General features: G+C 69.0%; 18 protein-coding genes. 7 read left to right on the forward strand and 11 right to left on the reverse strand.

Translation table 11 applies throughout. From position 1 onward, the window contains the following. Positions 1 to 142: 142 nt before the first annotated feature. Positions 143 to 952, forward strand: coding sequence for an SDR family oxidoreductase (locus AC1DYP_RS23760; protein ID WP_477048409.1), 810 nt, complete (start codon positions 143 to 145; stop codon positions 950 to 952). On the opposite strand, the gene AC1DYP_RS23765 is transcribed toward AC1DYP_RS23760, so the two are convergent. The 5 genes from AC1DYP_RS23765 to AC1DYP_RS23785 all read right to left on the reverse strand — a co-directional run bounded on the left by AC1DYP_RS23765 (position 909) and on the right by AC1DYP_RS23785 (position 6,049). Then, positions 909 to 2,039 carry a cell wall hydrolase gene (locus tag AC1DYP_RS23765; protein ID WP_477033162.1) on the reverse strand — a complete coding sequence of 377 codons (1,131 nt, stop codon included), beginning with the start codon at positions 2,037 to 2,039 and terminating at the stop codon, positions 909 to 911. The genes AC1DYP_RS23760 and AC1DYP_RS23765 overlap by 44 nt on opposite strands. A gap of 587 nt (positions 2,040 to 2,626) precedes the next feature. Next, positions 2,627 to 3,673 (reverse strand): HAAS signaling domain-containing protein, encoded by a 1,047-nt coding sequence (locus AC1DYP_RS23770; protein WP_477048410.1) that lies wholly within the window; start codon positions 3,671 to 3,673, stop codon positions 2,627 to 2,629. Positions 3,674 to 3,689: 16 nt separating this feature from the next. Then, on the reverse strand, positions 3,690 to 4,019 hold the full coding sequence (locus AC1DYP_RS23775; RefSeq protein WP_029908469.1) for a PadR family transcriptional regulator: 330 nt from the start codon (positions 4,017 to 4,019) through the stop codon (positions 3,690 to 3,692). A gap of 112 nt (positions 4,020 to 4,131) precedes the next feature. Beyond that, on the reverse strand, positions 4,132 to 4,908 hold the full coding sequence (locus tag AC1DYP_RS23780) for a MarC family NAAT transporter (protein WP_477048421.1): 777 nt from the start codon (positions 4,906 to 4,908) through the stop codon (positions 4,132 to 4,134). Then, complete coding sequence (locus AC1DYP_RS23785) at positions 4,886 to 6,049, reverse strand: acyltransferase family protein (protein WP_477048411.1); 1,164 nt, start codon at positions 6,047 to 6,049, stop codon at positions 4,886 to 4,888. The genes AC1DYP_RS23780 and AC1DYP_RS23785 overlap by 23 nt, the downstream gene beginning before the upstream one ends. Positions 6,050 to 6,193: 144 nt before the next feature. Here AC1DYP_RS23785 and AC1DYP_RS23790 point away from each other — a divergent pair, with 144 nt between their 5' ends. Both AC1DYP_RS23790 and AC1DYP_RS23795 read left to right on the forward strand, forming a co-directional pair. Beyond that, entirely contained in the window at positions 6,194 to 7,222 is a 1,029-nt protein-coding gene (locus AC1DYP_RS23790) for a LacI family DNA-binding transcriptional regulator (RefSeq protein ID WP_477048412.1), read from the forward strand. A gap of 64 nt (positions 7,223 to 7,286) precedes the next feature. Then, positions 7,287 to 7,685, forward strand: coding sequence for a DUF1801 domain-containing protein (locus tag AC1DYP_RS23795; protein ID WP_477048413.1), 399 nt, complete (start codon positions 7,287 to 7,289; stop codon positions 7,683 to 7,685). 205 nt (positions 7,686 to 7,890) lie between these two features. Here AC1DYP_RS23795 and AC1DYP_RS23800 read toward each other — a convergent pair whose 3' ends face one another. Next, positions 7,891 to 8,304: a GFA family protein gene (locus AC1DYP_RS23800; RefSeq protein WP_477033168.1), complete on the reverse strand. Its 414-nt coding sequence runs from the start codon at positions 8,302 to 8,304 to the stop codon at positions 7,891 to 7,893. A 96-nt stretch (positions 8,305 to 8,400) separates the two neighbouring features. Beyond that, positions 8,401 to 8,832, reverse strand: coding sequence for an Lrp/AsnC family transcriptional regulator (locus AC1DYP_RS23805; RefSeq protein WP_477033169.1), 432 nt, complete (start codon positions 8,830 to 8,832; stop codon positions 8,401 to 8,403). A 114-nt stretch (positions 8,833 to 8,946) separates the two neighbouring features. Here AC1DYP_RS23805 and AC1DYP_RS23810 point away from each other — a divergent pair, with 114 nt between their 5' ends. From AC1DYP_RS23810 to AC1DYP_RS23820, 3 genes are all read left to right on the forward strand, one after another. After that, the gene (locus tag AC1DYP_RS23810; RefSeq protein WP_477048414.1) at positions 8,947 to 10,359 is read left to right on the forward strand and encodes an FAD-binding oxidoreductase; all 1,413 of its coding nucleotides are present in this window, start codon (positions 8,947 to 8,949) and stop codon (positions 10,357 to 10,359) included. Positions 10,360 to 10,406: 47 nt separating this feature from the next. Then, positions 10,407 to 11,927 (forward strand): L-piperidine-6-carboxylate dehydrogenase, encoded by a 1,521-nt coding sequence (gene amaB, locus AC1DYP_RS23815; protein ID WP_477048415.1) that lies wholly within the window; start codon positions 10,407 to 10,409, stop codon positions 11,925 to 11,927. A gap of 172 nt (positions 11,928 to 12,099) precedes the next feature. Next, positions 12,100 to 13,131 (forward strand): 2-oxoadipate dioxygenase/decarboxylase family protein, encoded by a 1,032-nt coding sequence (locus AC1DYP_RS23820; RefSeq protein WP_477048416.1) that lies wholly within the window; start codon positions 12,100 to 12,102, stop codon positions 13,129 to 13,131. Between the two features lie 863 nt (positions 13,132 to 13,994). Here AC1DYP_RS23820 and AC1DYP_RS23825 read toward each other — a convergent pair. The 4 genes from AC1DYP_RS23825 to AC1DYP_RS23840 form a co-directional block, all read right to left on the reverse strand. After that, a complete protein-coding gene (locus AC1DYP_RS23825; protein ID WP_477048417.1) occupies positions 13,995 to 14,375 on the reverse strand; it encodes a response regulator in 381 nt (126 codons plus the stop codon). Beyond that, positions 14,372 to 15,430, reverse strand: a complete 1,059-nt coding sequence (locus tag AC1DYP_RS23830) for a sensor histidine kinase (RefSeq protein WP_477048418.1) — start codon at positions 15,428 to 15,430, stop codon at positions 14,372 to 14,374. The genes AC1DYP_RS23825 and AC1DYP_RS23830 overlap by 4 nt, the downstream gene beginning before the upstream one ends. A 329-nt stretch (positions 15,431 to 15,759) precedes the next feature. After that, the gene (gene wrbA / locus AC1DYP_RS23835) at positions 15,760 to 16,359 is read right to left on the reverse strand and encodes an NAD(P)H:quinone oxidoreductase (RefSeq protein WP_477033175.1); all 600 of its coding nucleotides are present in this window, start codon (positions 16,357 to 16,359) and stop codon (positions 15,760 to 15,762) included. A gap of 165 nt (positions 16,360 to 16,524) precedes the next feature. Next, positions 16,525 to 17,223, reverse strand: a complete 699-nt coding sequence (locus AC1DYP_RS23840) for a pirin family protein (RefSeq protein WP_477048419.1) — start codon at positions 17,221 to 17,223, stop codon at positions 16,525 to 16,527. A 115-nt stretch (positions 17,224 to 17,338) separates the two neighbouring features. Between AC1DYP_RS23840 and AC1DYP_RS23845 the strand changes: the two genes are divergently transcribed. Continuing rightward, positions 17,339 to 18,250 (forward strand): LysR family transcriptional regulator, encoded by a 912-nt coding sequence (locus AC1DYP_RS23845; RefSeq protein ID WP_477048420.1) that lies wholly within the window; start codon positions 17,339 to 17,341, stop codon positions 18,248 to 18,250. Positions 18,251 to 18,270: the final 20 nt, after the last annotated feature.

The following is an 18,270-nucleotide window of genomic DNA, read 5'->3' on the forward strand; positions in this document are numbered from 1 at the left end:
GGGGGGGCATCGGCACGGACCAGATCCTCCCCCTCTGGGGGAGGTGGCCCGGAGGGCCGGAGGGGGCCCGCACCACACCCTTGACCGCCCCGCCCTCCCGGGCGTCTGATCAGCGATAACAAATAAAACGGGAGGGACGCCAATGAGCGCAGCAAAGGGCCGCAAGGCCGTCTTCATCACCGGGGCCGCCAGCGGCATCGGCCTGGCCAGCGCCAAGCGCTTCGCCGCCGAGGGCTGGTTCGTGGGCCTGTCCGACATCGACACGACGGGCCTGAAGGCCGCCCTCCTGGCCGTCGGCCCGGAGAACGGCGCGACCTTCCGGCTGGACGTCCGTGACCGCTCGGCCTGGACCGCCGTCCTGGCCGACTTCGCCACGCTGACCGACGGCCGCCTGGACGTGCTGCTCAACAACGCCGGCGTCGCCAAGTTCGGCCCGTTCGACAGCCACCAGGACGCCGACGTCGACCTGCAGCTGGACATCAACATCAAGGGGGTGATCAGCGGGGCCCGCGCCGCCCTGCCCTGGCTGAAGGCCACGCCGGGCTCGCGGCTGATCAACATCTCGTCCTGCGCGGGGCTATACGGCTCGCCCAGCCTGGCGGTCTATTCGGCGACCAAGTTCGCGGTGCGCGGCCTGTCCGAGGCGCTGGACGTCGAGTGGAAGGCGTACGGCGTCAGCGTCGCCTGCGTGATGCCGTGGTTCGTCGAGACGCCGATCCTCAACGTCGGGGCGCCGGGCAGCAACCAGAGCATGGCCGACACCCTGCGCGGCAGCGGCCTGCCGGTCTATCCCGTGGAGGACGCCGCCGAGGTGATCTGGCGGGCCGTCCACGGCAAGGAGCTGCATTATTTCGTCGGCAAGCGGGCCAAGCAGATGCGCTTCGCCAGCAACCACATGCCCGGAGCGCTTAGGAAGCAGCTCCGGTCACGGCCGCTCCCGACGCAGACTTGACCGCATCGCCCGACGACGGGGACGAGGTCTTGGTCGGGTGCATGGCCGGGGCCGAGGCGGGCTCGGACGTCGGGCCCAGCGGACCGCCCATGCCGCCCGGAACCGTGGCCGGCTTGTCGGGCGAGGAGATCACCACGGCGCTGGCCAGCTGGATCGGAGCGGACTTGCCGTCGGCTGTGGTCGTGGCCGGCAGGCTGGCCAGGGTGACGATCGGCAGCTCGTCGGCCGTCGACGGACGCGGCGTGCGGCTGAAGCTGTCCGGCGCGCCCGAGCGACCGCCGAAGCGGTAGAACACGTGCATGCCCACCTGGGCGACGCGCAGCAGGCGCGGGCCCCAGCCCGGCGCGACGCCGGTGGTGTGGAAGTGGGTGGCGGCGCCGACCTCGGTCATCACCGCGCCCGACAGGGCGCGCGAGGCGACCTTCTGGGCCCGGTTCCAGGCGCCCGGCTCGCGGCGGGCGCGCATCGAGCCGTCGCAGGCGAAGCTGAACTGGCAGCCGACGCGCTTGTAGGCGCCTTGGAACACCACGCCGCAGATCGATTTCGGGAACGAAGGGTGGCGTACGCGGTTTAGTACGACTTGAGCCACGGCCGCCTGGCCGCTCGGGGTTTCGCCGCGGGCCTCGTAATAGACCGCCTCGGAAAGGCACTCGAGTTCACGCGAGCTTTCCAGGGCGTTGGTCAGGCGGAACGGCGCGACGGCGGGATTGAACGGGCCGCCGAAGCTGGTGCGCAGCATCAGGGGCTGGCGGTCGCCGTTGGTCTGCTGGCGCTGTTCGAGACGCTCGACCAGGAGGGCCGACTGCCGGTCGCGCTGGGCGCCGCCGGAGATGGTGTAGGGATCGTGGCGGCGGGCGATCGCCAGCGCGCCGGCGTCCATGCGAGACGCTGCCTGATACAGCGCCGCGTCGGAGAAGTTCCCCTCGGCGCCGTCGGCCAGGCGAGATACGCGAGCGTGCTGACTAGCGGCCTGGGCCATGCCCCCCGCAAGGTAAACGCCGCCGAGGGCCAGACCCGTGGCCGACCCAACCAATACGGCGCCGATCAGCGCGCGCGCGTCTGCGCACGTCTGCGACTTGATATACAAAACTCGTGTCCTGCGCGGCGAGGGCGGACCGCCCCCCGACAAAAACGCCCTCAGAAAACCCGGAAAAACACTGTCGGGCCGCTCTGAAAGCGGAGGCTCGGCCGGTTCACGATGGTGGCCGAAGTCCTGCTTATGACCGCCTTATGACGCATCAGCCCACGAGTCGCAAGCGCATGCGGCGCCACAGCCTGAATTTTGGTCGCCCGCGCGACAGATCGAATGGTTAATTCTTTGATTCTAACGAAAAAACGCGACAGTCCCGTTTTTCCCTTTCGGAGCGAATATTCACCTCTTGGGATAGAGTTCCGTCGCGTCGCTCTCAACGGAACCCCACGGGCGTGATGCCGTTACTCTAGCGGGATCGTATAATTGTCTCGGAGGACATATGTCTGCTCTACGCTGGGTCCCGCTATGGGTTGCGACGGCGTTAACCGTGACGGCCTGCGGACACAACATGGAGCAGCGCGCGGCCACCGGCGCGATCGCCGGAGCGGTGGTCGCCGGCCCCGTCGGCGCGGTCGTGGGGGCCGGCGCCGGGGCTGTGGTCGACAAGGTCTCGAAATAGGGATTTTCCCTAGACGGCCCCTCTAGACAGGGGCCGCGACCGAGGGTCTGGCGCCCCGAAACAGGCGCCAGAGATCGATCGCGATCTTAACCACGAACACGACGATCATCACGACCGTGGTCAGGTGGAAGCTGAGGTCCAGGGCTTGCTGCAGGCCGGCGATCGCCTCGGCGTCGGCGCCCCTGGCCCCTTCGGACGCGACCACGACCAGCCGCCCGGCCTGCAGCAGGACCGTGGCCAGCGCCAGGCCCGCCACGCTGCCGGCCACCTCCAGCGCCGCCCGCGCCCGCACCCAGGCCGGACGCAGCAGACCGACCAGGCTCGACACCAGCTGCAGGCCCGCCATGGCCAGGATCGGCCAGTACAGCGTCGCCCAGACCGGACCCGGCCGCAGGGCCATGTCGCTGCCCGTGATGTGATTGGACCAGGGCGCCTGGACCAGGCCCGTCCACCACAGGATGAACAGCGCCGTCAGGATCGCCTCCAGCAGGGCCTCGAACCGTCGCTCCAGCGGCCCCTTCGTGGCGAACAGGCCCTTCTTGCCCAGACCCTGCTTGCCCAAGCCCAGACCCAGGTCATCCAGGATCGGCAGGTCGGCGACCTTCCAGTCCGTGAAGCCGGTGCGCGGGATCCAGCCGCGCTCGAACGCCACCCCCAGCACCGTGGCGACGCCGATCATCGTGAAGCCGGTGGAGAGGAAACCGGAAAGGAAGCGCGCCGAATCGCCGGCCGAGCCGCCGGGGTCGGTGATCGTCGAGATGACGAGCGGGATTATCGAAACGACCGCCGCCACCACCAGCAGCACCTTCACCCCGAAGATGTAGAACGGATAGATCTCGGGCCCGATCAGCGATCGGGTGGTCCCGAAACGGCCCGCCACGGCGATCGGATGGCCGAACGCCTTGAGCACGGCCTCGCGCTCCTTGGCGTTCAGCGGGCGGCCCAGTTCGGCCTCCTTCTCCTCCATCTGGTTGAGCAGGGTGTCGCGCAGCTCGGCGACGATGTCTTCACGCTGGGACTTGGGCAGCAGGGCCGCGACGGCGGCCAGATAGCGATCGAGCAGGTCCATCAGACTGGCTCCCTCTTCAGATCAGGTTTTGCAGGGTGTCGTTCATCGCCCGCCACTCGGCGGACAGGCGGGCCAGCACGGCCTCGCCCTCGGACGACAGGCGATAAAAACGCTTCTTACGCTTGTCTTCCTCGCGCCATTCGCTGGTCAGCAGACCCTGGCTCTCCAGGCGCCGCAGCATCGGGTAGAGGGCGCCTTCGTCGATCTCCAGGCCCACCTCGGCCAGGGCCTGGCGCAGGCTGTAGCCGTAGCGCTCGACCTTCAGCTGGGCCAGGACGGCCAGGATCAGGGTCCCGCGCCGAAGCTCCTGGCGCAGGGTTTCGAAAATGTCGGCGTCTTGCGGCATGGTGTACGTCACATGGTGTGCGCCACTTGGTGTGTGGCATACACTGTGTGACACACAGTCAATAGACGAGTCAAGCCGGCGAAACGGTGTTCGACTCGCCTGGAAGCCGCCCTCAGCCGTGCCGCCAGCCGAAGAAGTCGCCGACGCCGGTGAGCAGGAACTGCATGCCGATGCAGATCAGCAGGAAGCCGAAGATGCGGGTCATGGCGTCCATGCCGCCCTTGCCCAGGAAGCGGACCATCATCTCGGCGGCGCGCAGGATCACGAAGGCGATGACCAGCGTCACCGCCATGCCCAGGATCACCCCGACATAGATGATCTCCCAATTGTGCGGGTAGTTGCTGCGGATCTGGGCCGCGGCGCTGAGCACCACCGAGATCGAGCCCGGCCCGGCCAGGCTGGGCATGGCCAGCGGGGTGAAGGCGACGTCCAGCTCCTGCCGCTGGCTCTGGTCGGCGACACTTTCCGGCGTCGGCGGGGCCGGACGCGGGAACAGCATGCCGAACCCGACGCTGAGGATGATCAGCCCGCCGGCCGCTCGAATCCCCGGGATCGAGATGCCGAAGAACTCGACGATCGCCGAGCCCAGAACCAGGAAGGTGGCCAGGATGGCGAAGGCGTAGATGCAGGCGCGCACGGCCTGTTGCTTGCGCTTCTTCGCGTCAAAGCCCGCCGTCAGCGACACGTACAGCGGCGCGGTGCTGAACGGGTTCATGATCGGGAACAGCGCGCCGATCGTCAGGACCAGGGCTTCCAGGAAGATCGAGATGGGCGCGCTCCACGGCTCGTGGCGCGCGACGAAGCTCGCGCGCCCGCCCTGAGTCTGACCGTCGACGGAGCGCCGGGGCCATCCAGCGCAGACCTGACTAACGGCGCCGGAACACCTTATCCGCGCGCCTCAGGAGCTTGCCCGCCAGCCAGCGCCGCGCGGGCTCGTCATAGAGCTTCAGGCAGGCATAGGCGATCGTGACGGCGGCCACGAACACCACGGCGCCGACCAGCGCGCCCTGGGCCGGCGGGACCTTCTTGTCCACGACCCAGCCGGTGTAGATGTAGATCAGCGGATAATGGGTGATGTAGAGCGGGTAGGACAGGTCGCCGAAGAACCGGGCGATCCGCACCGACGCGCCGTCCGCGTTCTTCTCGCCGGCGCCGATGGCCACGATCAGCGGGAACAGCAGGATCACGCAGGCGGCTTCGTAGAGACCGTTGATCCACAGCGCCTTGCCGCCGAACCGAGGCGCCGCCAAGGCCGCGATAAGCAGCAAGCTGCAGACGGCGAAGGCGTTCTTGACCTTGATCCGCTTGCCCAGCCGCATCAGCAGCACGCCCGCGAAGAACGGGAACATCACCCGCGTCAGGCCGATGCGGACACCGTTGGCGTCCAGCGCCCAGCCGCCGATCAGGTCGCCGCGCGCGCCAAACACCAGCAGATGGACCATGGCCAGGCCCGCCAGCGCCACCAGCACGCCCAGCGCGCGGTTCGACAGCTTCCGTAGGCCCACGGCGTAGAGGATGTTGGCGATGTACTCGTAGAACAGCGACCATTGCGGCCCGTTCAGCGGATAGATCTCGCCCCAGCCGCGGATCTCGGCCGACGGCCGCAGCGGGATCATCACGAAGCCCAGCAGCAGCACGCCGATGACCTGCCAGGCCGCGACCGTCTGCAGCTTGGGGAACAGCGAATAGTGCTGGAAGCCCAGCAGCGCCGCGCCGATCAGGCCGCCCACGATGATCATCGGCTGCAGCCGCACCAGCCGGCGCTTGTAGAACTCCCACTGGCCCATGCCCGCCCAGCGGTCGTCATAGGCGTAGGCGATCACGAAGCCCGACAGCAGGAAGAAGAAATCCACCGCCATGTAGCCGTGGTTGATGATCTGCTTGTGGGGACTGCCGCCGGAATAGGCCTCGAACAGGTGGAAGACCACCACCATCAGCGCGGCGACGCCGCGCAGGCCGTCCAGGATGACGTAGTGGTTCTTTGACGGGGCGGTCGCGTCGGTCGAGGTCGCTGCGGCGGACGAGGTCATGCGCGGTCTGGGTCCGTTTCATGGACGCGACCGAAGGGGAGTCGCGCTGAAGCGTTGCTGGGTTTATCGTTAAACCTCAAGTCTGTTTCAGAGTCTGTTTCAAGGACCGTTTCAGGCGCCGTTCGAGCGGGAAAAGCCACGACGATGCAGCGCCCCGGACGGTCCCGCGACGGCGGCAAGGTCACGATCAAGGCGGTGGCCGCCCGGGCCGGCGTCTCGGCCATGACCGTGTCGAACGTCTTCAACAACACCGGCAAGTTCAGCCGCGACACCCGCGAGCGCGTGCTCGCCGCCATCGAGGCGCTGGGCTACGTGCCCAACTCGGCCGCGCGGCGGCTGGTCGGCGCCACGCCCGCCCGGATCGGCCTGCTGTACGCCGGCGTCGACAGCATGTTCATCGACGCCACCCTGGCCGCCGCCGCCGTGGCCAGCGCCGAGCGGGGCCTGCAGCTGATCGCCCGCAAGGCCGCCTCGCCCGAGGATGCGTTGGACGTCGCCCGCGCGCTGCAGGCCTCCGGCGCGGACGCCCTGCTGCTGCTGCCGCCGTTCGACCTGGCGCTGAGCGGCTCGCCCGCCTTCCAGGCCCTGGGCCTGGCCACCGCCGCCGTCGCCACGGCCGCGCCCCTGCCCGACATGTTCACCGTCCGCATCGACAACCGCGCCGCCTCGCGCGCCGTCACCGAGCTGCTGATCGCCAGGGGCCGGCGGCGCATCGCGGTGATCGCCGGCCCCCAGGATCATTCCGACGGCGTCGAGCGCCTGGAGGGCTGCCGCGAGGCGCTGGCGGCGCACGGCCTGCCCCTGGCCGACGACCATGTCATCGAGGGCCGCTTCACCTTCGAGTCGGGACTGGAGGCCACCGAACGGCTGCTGGACCTGGCCGAGCCGCCGGACGCCATCGTGGCGGCCAATGACGACATGGCCGCCGCCGCCCTGTGGACCGCGCACCGGCGCGGCCTGACCCTGCCCCGCGACCTGGCCGTGACGGGATTCGACGACACCCTGCTGGCCACCCGCGTCTGGCCGCCCCTGACCACGGTGCGCCAGCCGATCGACCGGATGACCGCCCGGGCCCTCGACCTCCTGCTCGACGCCCTGCGGCGAGGTCCCGAACCGGTCACGCCCGTCGACGTCCTGGAGACCTATCATCTGGTCGAACGCGCTTCGGCCTAGACGAATGGGGGCCTAAACGAACGGGGGCCTGGACAACCGGACGAACGTCTGGCGCCCTGCCCGCATGACCCAGCTCTTCCGGCTTTCCGGCGCGACGCGGAGAGACCCCGGCGTCGAGGCCTGGTTCGCGGCGCCCGAGCACGACCTGCGGCGCCTGGCCCAGCCGTGGTTCGATGCCTTGCGCGCCAGCGGGCCCGACGTCCGCGAGCTGCTGCACGACGGCCATCCCACCGCCTGCGTCGGCGACGCGGCGTTCGCCTATGTCGACGCGTTCAGCGCCCACGTGAACATCGGCTTCTTCCACGGCGCGGCGATGGACGACCCGGCCGGCCTGCTGGAGGGCGCGGGCAAGCGCATGCGGCACGTCAAGGTCCGCTGGGGCCGGCCTGTCGACGCCGAGGCGCTGAACGCCCTGATCGCCGCGGCCTATCGGGACATCCGCGCGCGCCTGGAGGCGGAGTAGGCCGGAGCATTCACGCATCTCATCCTTTTACACCGTCATTCCCGCCCTTGTGGCGGGAACCCCTGGTTCAGGTGACGGTGAAGCGCCTTGGCGCGCCAGCGCGCCACGCCAATGCCCTTGCGGCGGATAGAGGGGTTCCCGCCACAAGGGCGGGAATGACGGGGAGATTGGGAAATGCGGCTGACTGTAATCGCCCCCAACCCCCTTAGCCCGGCATGGCGTCGAACTGCGGCAGGTCCAGCGGCTTGACCCAGTGCAACCGGCGCATGTCGAACATCTCCAGCATCGGCGCGATCAGGTCCGGCCGGTCCAGGCTGCCCAGCTGGACGAAGACCGTTCCCGGAAACGTCTCCAGATTGTCGGTGAACACCCGCGAGCCGCACTCCGGGCAGAACTTCCGGTCCAGCCCCTTGCCGGAATTGGCGACGTAGTGGAACGCCTTGGGCTGGCCGCTGAGCAGTTCGAAGTCGTCGGCCGGCACGCCGAAGAAGGTCGCCATCTCTCCGCCCGAAGCCCGCTTGCAGTCGTTGCAATGGCAGTTGGCGATGAAGGACGGATCGGTGTCGAACTGGAACTTCACGGCGCCGCAGGCGCACTGGGCCGTATACTTCTTGGGCATGGCTTCTCCTTTCGATCGGGGCGGGACGTCACGCGAAAAGGGAACAGGGCACGCCGGCGATCTTCCATCGCCGCCGGGCCCGCGCGCAAGCCGGAGTCAGCGGTCGAACTTGGTCGACAGGATGATCGACGACGTCGTGCGCTCCACGCCCGCCACGTGGCCGATCCTGTCCAGCACCTCGTCCATCTCGGCGACGGTGGCCGTGGCGGCGAAGGCGATCATGTCGTAGTCGCCGCTGACCGAGTGCAGCAGCCGCACTTGGGGGATGGCGCGCAGGGCGGCCTCGACGGCGCGGGCCTCCTTGGGGCCGATCTTGATCATCACGTGCACCCGCACCGCCCCGTGCTCGAGGTCGGGCGCCAGGCGCGCGCCGTAGCCCAGGATCACCCCGTCGCGCTCCAGCCGCTCGATCCGGCTCTGCACCGTGGTGCGCGAGCGGCCCACCCGCCGGGCCAGGTCGGCGGTCGAGGCCCGGCCGTTGTCCTTCAGCGCGGCGATCAGCTTTTGATCGATGGGGTCGATAGGCATTTCGTCGACGCATCCCTACATTTCGCCGAAACTTAGACGGCGAACCGACGATACCGCCACTAGGATTCGACGAAACGGCGGGGATGATGTCCGCCCCTGGAGTTTTCACCGCTCGTGCTGGACAACGCCCACCAAGAGGCCCTCGCCGCGATCGTCGGTCCCAATGGCCTGATCGTCGAAGCGGCCGATTGCGCCGCCTACGAGACCCCGGCCCGCTACGCCGGCGGCGTGGCGGCGGCGGTGGTGCGCCCGGCCACGACGGCCCAGGTCTCGGCCGTGGTCGGCTACTGCGTGCGCAACGGCCTGAAGTTCACGCCCCAGGGCGCCAACACCGGCCTGGCCGAGGGCTCGACCCCGGACGCGAGCGGGACGCACCTCGTGTTGTCGCTGGACCGCCTGACCGCGCCGCTGGAGATCGACGCCGAGGACCGCACGGCCACGGTCGGCGCCGGTGTGCGGCTGTCGGCCCTGAACGCGGCGCTGGAGCCGCACGGCCTGTTCCTGCCCATCGACCTGGGCGCCGATCCCACCCTGGGCGGCATGGCGGCCACCAACACCGGCGGGGCCCGGTTCCTGCGCTATGGCGACATGCGGCGGCACGTGCTGGGGCTGGAAGTCGTGCTGGCCGACGCGGCGGGCACCCAGCTGACGCTGTCGCAAGGCCTGCGCAAGGACAACGCCGCCGTCGCCCTGCGCCAGCTGTTCGTCGGCGGCTGCGGGGCGTTCGGGATCATCACGGGGGTGACCGTCGAGGTCCACCACCGCCCGCGCCAGACCGCTGCCGCCCTGCTGATCCCGCGCGACATCGACGCCGTCTTGCCGTTGCTGCAGGCGTTCGAGGTCGGGGCGGGCTCGACCCTGACCGCCTTCGAGGGCATGTCGAAGGCCGCCATGACCCGGGCCATCGAGCACGTGCCGTCGCTGGCCAACCCGTTCGCCGGCGGCGTTCCCGACTACGCCGTGCTGGTCGAGCTGACCCGAACCTGGGCGCCGCGCGAGGGCGAGGCCAGCCTGGACGAGGTGCTGCAGCAGATCGCCGGCGATCTGCTGGAACGCGACGACGGTTCGCTGGTCGACGCCCTGTTCGGGCCGGTCGAGAAGATGTGGGCCTTGCGCCATTCGCTGTCGGAAGGCCTGCGGGCCAGCGGCCCGGTGGTCGGCTTCGACCTGTCGTTCCGCCGCCGCGACCTTGCCCGCTTCCGCCGCGAGGCCGTGCTGATGCTGGAGGCCGACTTCCCCGACTTCGCCCTGTGCGACTTCGGCCACGTGGCCGACGGCGGGGTGCACTTCAACCTGGTCGGGCCGGCTGACGCGGAGCGCAAGGCGGCCCTGCGCGACGCGGTGCTGAGCCTGGCGGTCGACGGCTTCGACGCCAGCTTCAGCGGCGAGCACGGCCTGGGCCGGGCGTTCCAGGACGCCTACGACCGCTTCACGCCTCGGCTGGTCCAGGACTACAGCGCGGCGGTGGCGGCGGTGTTCGGGACAGGCTCGGCGGCGGTTCGGCTGGGACCGCCGAGGGCCAATTGAGCTATGAGCCCTGCCAGATCGAAGTTCCAAGTTTCCAGGACTGCCCCATGACCACCCTGCCCTCCGCCGTCGCCGAAGCCCGCGCCATCCTCGAACGCCTGGGCGTCACCACCGCCCTCGACGGCGGGACCCTGGCCGCGCGCTCGCCGGTCACCGGCGAGGTCCTGGCCAGCCTGGCCGAGCACAGCCCCGCCCAGGCCAAGGCCGCCATCGACGCCGCCCATGACGCGCACCTCGCCTGGCGCAAGGTCCCCGCCCCGCGTCGCGGCGAACTGGTCCGGCTGCTGGGCGAGGAGCTGCGCGCGGCCAAGACCGACCTCGCCGCCCTGGTCACCCTGGAGGCCGGCAAGGTGGTCTCCGAGGGGCTGGGCGAGGTGCAGGAGATGATCGATATCTGCGACTACGCCGTGGGCCTGTCGCGCCAGCTGTTCGGCCTGACGATCGCCACCGAGCGCCCCGCGCACCGGATGATGGAGACCTGGCACCCGCTGGGCGTGGTCGGGGTGATCAGCGCCTTCAACTTCCCGGTCGCCGTCTGGTCTTGGAACGCGGCCCTGGCCTTCGTCTGCGGCGACAGCGTGGTGTGGAAGCCGTCGGAGAAGACTCCGCTGGTGGCCCTGGCGACCCAGGCCCTGTTCGAGCGCGCCGCCGCCCGGTTCGGTCCCGACGCGCCCGCCAACCTGTCCGTGCTGTTGATCGGCGGCCGCGAGGTGGGCGAGGCCCTGGTCGACCATCCGAAGGTCCCGCTGGTCTCGGCCACCGGCTCGACGGCCATGGGCCGGACGGTGGCCCCGAAACTGGCCGCCCGCTTCGCCCGCGCCCTGCTGGAGCTGGGCGGCAACAACGCCGCCATCGTCGCGCCCTCGGCCGACCTGGACCTGACCCTGCGCGGCGTGGCCTTCGCGGCCATGGGCACGGCGGGCCAACGCTGCACCACGCTTCGCCGGCTGTTCGTGCACGACAGCGTCTATGACGCCTTCGTCGGCCGGCTGAAGAGCGCCTATCCCAGCGTGCCCGTCGGCGACCCGCGCGCGGCCGGGGTGCTGGTCGGCCCGCTGATCGACAAGGCCGCGTTCGACGCCATGCAGTCGGCCCTGGCGGCGGCCCGCGCGGCCGGCGGCCGGGTGATCGGCGGCGACCGCGTCGAGGTCGCCGGACCCGACGCCTATTATGTCGCCCCCGCCCTGGTCGAGATGGACGCCCAGGCCGACATCGTGAAGCACGAGACCTTCGCCCCCATCCTGTATGTGATGCGCTACAGCGAGCTGGCCGACGCCATCGCCGCCCAGAACGACGTGGCCCAGGGCCTGTCGTCATCGATCTTCACGCTCAACGTCCGCGAGGCCGAGCTGTTCGTGTCGGGCGAGGGCAGCGACTGCGGCATCGCCAACGTCAATATCGGCCCCTCGGGCGCCGAGATCGGCGGGGCGTTCGGCGGCGAGAAGGAAACCGGCGGCGGCCGCGAAGCCGGCTCCGACAGCTGGAAGACGTACATGCGCCGCGCCACCAACACCGTGAACTACGGGACCACCCTGCCTTTGGCGCAGGGGGTCACGTTCGACGTCTGATCCCTATTCAAACCGCTCATCCCGGCGAATGCCGGGACCCAGATGGAATGGCTTTGAGGCGGGTTCCCGAACTCTGAGCCAATCCAACCCGACACACCGCTTCAGGATCTGGGTCCCGGCATTCGCCGGGATGAGCGGATCAAGAATTGATTTCAAGGTTCCAGGACTGCCCATGAGCCACCTTTCCACCCTCGTCGCCTCGGTCGTCGGCCAGAAGGCCGCCGCCACGATGCTCGATGTACTGGACCTCGATCCGGCCCTGACCGGCGAGGCCGAGGGCCCGGTCTCGCGCGCGGTCTTCGCCATGGCGCTGAACGCGGTGCTGTTCCACGACATCATGGGCCGGGTGCCGTTGGGTGCGGCCTACGTCTCCGAGCGCCGCGCGGCCGGCCGCAAGGTGCTGTTCGACCACGGCGCCCTGCGGACGATCGACTTCGGCGAGGGCGCGCCCACGGGCGCCCTACCGGCGGGCCAATTGGCCTTCGCGCGGATCCTGGAGCCGCTGGGCTATCACGTGGCCGACCTCTATCCGCTGGACCGGCTGAAGATGACCGGCCGGGCCTACGCCCACCTCGACCTGCCCGAGGCCATCCCGCAGTTCTTCGTCAGCGAGCTGCATGTCGAGCGCTTTTCGCCGGCCTTCCAGGTGATCGCCCACGCGGTGTTCGACAGCACGGGCGACGCCCTGGGCATCGAGGCCCAGCAGGCCCTGGCCGCCTTCGCCGCCGAGGGGTCGTGCGACCTGGACGCCGCCCGCGCCGCCCTGCCCCAGGTCGTTTCCGCCTTCGAGCGCACCCACGACGCCCCGCGCCTGGAGCACTACAAGGCGCTGCTCGCCGAGTCGGCCGAGGCCGCCTGGATCGCCACCGAAGGCCAGGCCTTCAACCACGCCACCGACCGAGTGCCCGACGTCGAGGCCGTGGCCGACGCCCAGAAGGCCCTGGGCCGGCCGGTGAAGGACAAGGTCGAGGTCTCCGGCTCGGGCCGCGTGCGCCAGACGGCGTTCAAGGCCCAGCCGGTCGAGCGCGCGTTCGTCACCGACGCCAAAGACGGTGGGGGCGAGGTCACCCTGACCGTGCCGGGCTCGTTCCACGAGTTCATCTCGCGCGACCGCTTCGTCGACGAAACGGGCGTCGAACGCCTGGACCTGCGCTTCGACAGCGGCAACGCCCAGGGCATCTTCAAGATGACCGGGACGGGGTGAAGCGCGGCCGGCGCCAGACTTTATCTCCGCGCCGCGCCTCCAGTGTCCGACGGTCAGGCGCTTTTGCCTCTTATCCGGGCCGAGCCTCACCCAGCATCCCGAGCCTTTCACGCCCACTGGCCAGCTCAGGATTTTACCCAGGCGACCGGCTGGACCGCGTTCATCAGCAGTTCCAGACCATAATAAAGGAATGGGCCTGCACCGGTTACCGCAGCGGCCGTCGCCAACAGGGCAATCGCCGCACGGCGTCGCCGTGAGGTGGCTTGCCGCCAGCGCCAGCGAGCGCGACGCCAGATGCGTCGAATCTCCCTTGGCGCGTGGGTCGCCGCATGAGCCACAACTAAGCTTAAGCAGAGCGCCGAGGCGATCTGTAGCGGGACTACGGAGTTACTCATCTTTTTCAGACTCCTCGCCAACCGAGGCCAGCAAGGGCTTTGTGGCCCAAACCAGCCGAAGGTGACGAGTGGCCAACGCGATTAACACTTGCGTCCCGCAAAGTGGATGCGGTATTCGCGGCGTGCTTGACAAAAGCGGGCCGGCCACTCGTCGGTTCTGGAACGCTCCATTCCTAGCCGAATGGGGCGTTCCGTACATTTAGGGCGCTCGAAGGCTCCCCTGCTCTTGGCCATAGCTTGCCTCGAGCCCCTTCTCCGGTAAGCACGTCCTGCGACGGTTCCGCCATTATTCTATGACAGATCAATGACAACCGAATCTTTTTTCTGAATGCAATAGCAACGCTTCTGACCAACGAGCTCGCTGATCTCCAGCTGAGACCCATTTGTCCGCTCACAGACATCCTAGCCACATTCGCAAGCTGCTGATGCGCGTGTGCGGGCCGGCAGCGCGGCTTCAGCAATCTTCGATCACCCCGCCAACGCCCGCCCGATGGCGCCTCGCAGCTGCCGGTCCGACACCGGCTTGAACAGCACGTCGGTCGGGTGGTCCTCGTAGATCCGGTCGATCGTGGCGGGTTCGCGCGAGCCGGTGATGAAGATCACCTTGGAGCCGACGGTGGCGTGGATGGCCAGGGCGGCGTCGACGCCGTCCTTCTCGCCGCGCAGCCGCACGTCCATCAGCACCACCTCGGGCTTGTGCATCATGGCCAGGGCCAGGGCCTCGTCGGCGGTGGTGGCCGTGCCGCACACCTCCATCTCCATGTCCTCGACCTGCATGCACAGGCCCTGGGCGATCAGGAACTCGTCGTCGACGACCAGCACCACGCGGTTGAGGGCGGCGGCGCTCATGCGGCCACCGGTTCGGCGACGCGGATTTCGCTGCGCGTCTCGCCCCGTCGACTTTGAACCATGATCGTACCCTCCAACTGAGCAACCAATCCCTCGATGATGGTGGAGCCCAGGGCCATCTTGACCCCTGGCTCGCCCCCAAAACCTTCGCCCGCGTCGCCGCGGCTGTAGCCCTGGCCGTTGTCGGCGACGACCAGCAGCAGGCCGCCGCTCTCCGCCCGGCTCAGGCTGACGTCGATCTCGCCCCGGCCGTCCGGGAAGGCGTGCTTGAGCGAGTTGGTCACCAGCTCGTTGACCAGCAGGCCCAGCGGAATGGCGAAATCCAGGCCCACGTCCAGCGGGATGGCCTGGACCGACAAATCCACGTCGTTGGCGCCGCCGCCGTGCACGATGTTGCTCGACAGCTCGCTCAGGAACGGCGCGATGTCGAAGGTCTTCAGATCGTCCGAGCCCATCAACTGCTGGTGCACCAGGCCCAGGGCGTAGATCCGGTCGCGCAGGCCGCGCAGGGCCTTCTTGGCCTCGGGGTCGGGCATCTGGCGGGTCTGCATCACCAGCAGGCTGTCGACCATCTGCAGGTTGTTCTTCACCCGGTGATAGACCTCGCGCAGTAGCAGGTCGCGCTGCTCCAGGGCGGCGGTCAGCTCGGCCGTGCGCGCCTCGACCCGGCGCTCAAGCTCGGCGGCGGACGGCAGGGCGGCCAGCTTGGGCAGCAGGGGCCACAGGATGGCCGCCGTGGCGATCGACAGGATGGCCGTGACCAGCTTGATCAGCCCCTCCACCCCGTAGGCGGGCACCCACAGCGTGAGGATGGCCATCAGGTGGGTGGTGCCGCAGGCCAGGATGAAGGCCACGAACAGATAGGCCACCCAGCTGTACTGGATATCGGGACGGCGCTTGATGAAGGCGGCGATGGCCAGGGGGATGGAGAGGTAGGCCAGGCCGATGACCACGTCGGATCCGGCGTGCAGCGCCACCAGGCCGGGGGCCCAACTGAGACAGAAGCCGTGGGGCGTCAGCCCCGAAGGATTGAGCAGCCAGTCGAGCAGCGACATATCCCACGCCTCCTGGCCAGCGCGCCGTTTCCACGGCGCGGCGATCAAAAAGCCCCCCGGCTCATGAAGGCAGAAAACAACCGTCGCCGGTAGTGTTTTCGCGCCGCCTTGGTTAGCGCCGCGCCGGGCGCCGCTTTGCGGGCAAACGAAAACCGGCTGGCTCCGGGGGAGAGCCAGCCGGCCTTCGGCGGTCGGTTCCTGCGGGGGAGGACGAACCGGCCGCGGGGCCTTCCAGAGCGTCTACAGGCGGGGGGCGACGCGATGGAAGGCCGGGGAAAACCAGGTCCCGGACGGACCGCCCGTCCTGGACGATCCGACCCTGGCCTGGCTTAGCCGAACAGCTTGGCCGCGGTCTTGGCGACCAGTTCGCCCTGGTGGCGGGCGCCGTCCAGTTCCAGTTGGCTGGGCTGACGCGAACCGTCGGCGCCGGCGATCGTGGTGGCGCCGTAGGGCGCGCCGCCGACGATTTCCTCCAGGGTCATCTGGCCCTGGTGGCTGTAGGGCAGGCCGACGATGGTCATGCCGAAGTGCAGCAGGTTGGTGATGATCGAGAACAGGGTGGTCTCGTTGCCGCCGTGCTGGGTGGCCGACGAGGTGAAGGCGCCGCCGACCTTGCCGTTCAGCGCGCCGCGGGCCCACAGGCCGCCGGCCTGGTCGAGGAAGTTGGCCATCTGCGAGCTCATGCGGCCAAAGCGGGTGCCCGTGCCGACGATGATGGCGTCGTAGTTTTCCAGCTCGGCGATCGTGGCGACCGGCGCGGCCTGGTCCAGCTTGAAGTGCGACTTCACCGCGACCTCTTGCGGCACCAGCTCGGGCACGCGCTTGACGTCGACCGTGGCGCCGGCGGCGCGAGCGCCCTCGGCGACGGCGTTGGCCATCGTCTCGATGTGGCCGTAGGCGGAGTAGTAGAGAACGAGAACCTTGGCCATGACGGCCTCCTTGGGTGTTGGGTGAGTAAGCGAAGGCCCGCCCCCTCTGCTTCCGTCTCCCCGGCGAAGGCCGGGGTCCAGATGAAGCCCTGAGAAGCTCCTGATGGATCTGGGTCCCGGCCTTCGCCGGGAAAACGGAAGAGAAGAGAGTGGAAAGAGGTAATCCTAGGCGGCGTCGACGAGCACCAGCTCGGCGTCTTCCAACGCTTTCACGCGGATGACGGCCTCGTCTTGGATGGCCGCGCCGTCGCGGGTGTTCAGGGTCACGCCGTTGACCTCGACCCTGCCGGTCGACGGCACCAGGTAGCCCTTGCGGTCGGCGCCGATCGCGTACTCGGTCGTTTCACCCGCCTTCAGCGTGGCGCCCAGGACGCGGGCGTCGGTGCGGATCGGCAGGGCGTCGGTGTCGCCCTCGAAGCCGCTGGCCAGGGCCACGAACTTGCCGCTGCGGTCGCCCTTGGGGAACGGCTTGGCGCCCCAGGCCGGACCTTCGCCGCGCTTGTTCGGGATGATCCAGATCTGGAAGATCTTGGTCGCGGTGCTTTCCAGATTGTACTCCGAGTGACGGATGCCGGTGCCGGCGCTCATCACCTGGACGTCGCCCGCCTCGGTGCGGCCCTTGTTGCCCAGGCTGTCCTGGTGGGTGATCGCGCCTTCGCGGACATAGGTGATGATCTCCATGTCGGCGTGCGGGTGGGGCGGAAAGCCCGTGCCGGCCTCGATGGTGTCGTCGTTCCACACCCGCAGGGCGCCGTGATGCACGCGGCGCGGGTCGTGATAGTCGGCGAACGAGAAGTGATGCTTGGCGTCAAGCCAACCGTGGTTGGCGCCGCCCAGGCTGTCGAAAGTGCGAACATCGATCATGACTTGATCTCCTGGGAGATGGCCGGGTGGCCGTCTCTGTTGGAGGGAAGATGGGCTCTTGCGTCGCAGTCCGAAATGGAAATGATCGAAACTCATCGTTTCGGAATGTGACCTAATGAAACTCCCCGACTTCGAGGCCTGGGCAGTGTTCGCCAAGGTGGCCGAGACCGGCTCGTTCGTCGGGGCGGCGCAGCAGCTGAACCTGTCGAAGGCCACGGTCTCAAAGGCCGTCACCCGGCTGGAGACGCGGCTGGGCGCCACGCTCTTTCACCGCACCTCCAGGCGGCTGTCGCTGACCGAGGCCGGCCGGGCCTCGCTGCATCGGGCCAGCCACATCCTGCAGGAGGGCGAGGCGCTGGAGGCCGAGGCCTCGGCCCAGTCGGCCACGCCGCGCGGCCTGGTGCGGGTGGCCGCGCCGATGTCGTTCGGGATCGCCCATCTGGGCCCGGCCCTGCCGGAGTTCTTCGCGCTGTATCCCGAGGTCTCGGTCGAACTGTCGCTGTCGGACCAGCTGGTCGACATCGTCGAGGACGGCTTCGACCTGGCCCTGCGGATCTCGGCCCTGGAGGACTCCAGCCTGCTGGCCCGGCGGCTGTGCCCGGTGCGGGTGATGCTGGTCGGCTCGCCGGCCTATTTCGACAGGCACGGCCGGCCCAGCCACCCCAAGGACCTGACCGCCCATCGCGGCCTGTTCTACACGGGCAGCCGGTCCAAGGACGTCTGGCGGTTCCAGCACGCTGAACACGGACAATACGCCGTCAGCGTGCCCTCGCCGCTGCGGGTCAACAACGCCGACATCCTGCGGCCGTCGCTGCTGGCGGGCCTGGGCCTGGCCATGCAGCCTGACTTCCTGGCCTGGAGCGACGTCAAGGCGGGCCTTCTGGAGGAGGTGCTGGCCGACTGGGCCCCGCCGCCCATCGCCCTGCACCTGGTCACCCCGCCCAGCACCATCCGCCCGGCCCGGGTGGAGGTGCTGATCGCGTTCCTGGCCAAGCGGTTGGGCTCGGCGCCGTGGTTGGCGAGCTAGATGCTCACCCTCTGGGGGAG

It is taken from the genome of Caulobacter sp. P1_D6, from assembly GCF_056406095.1.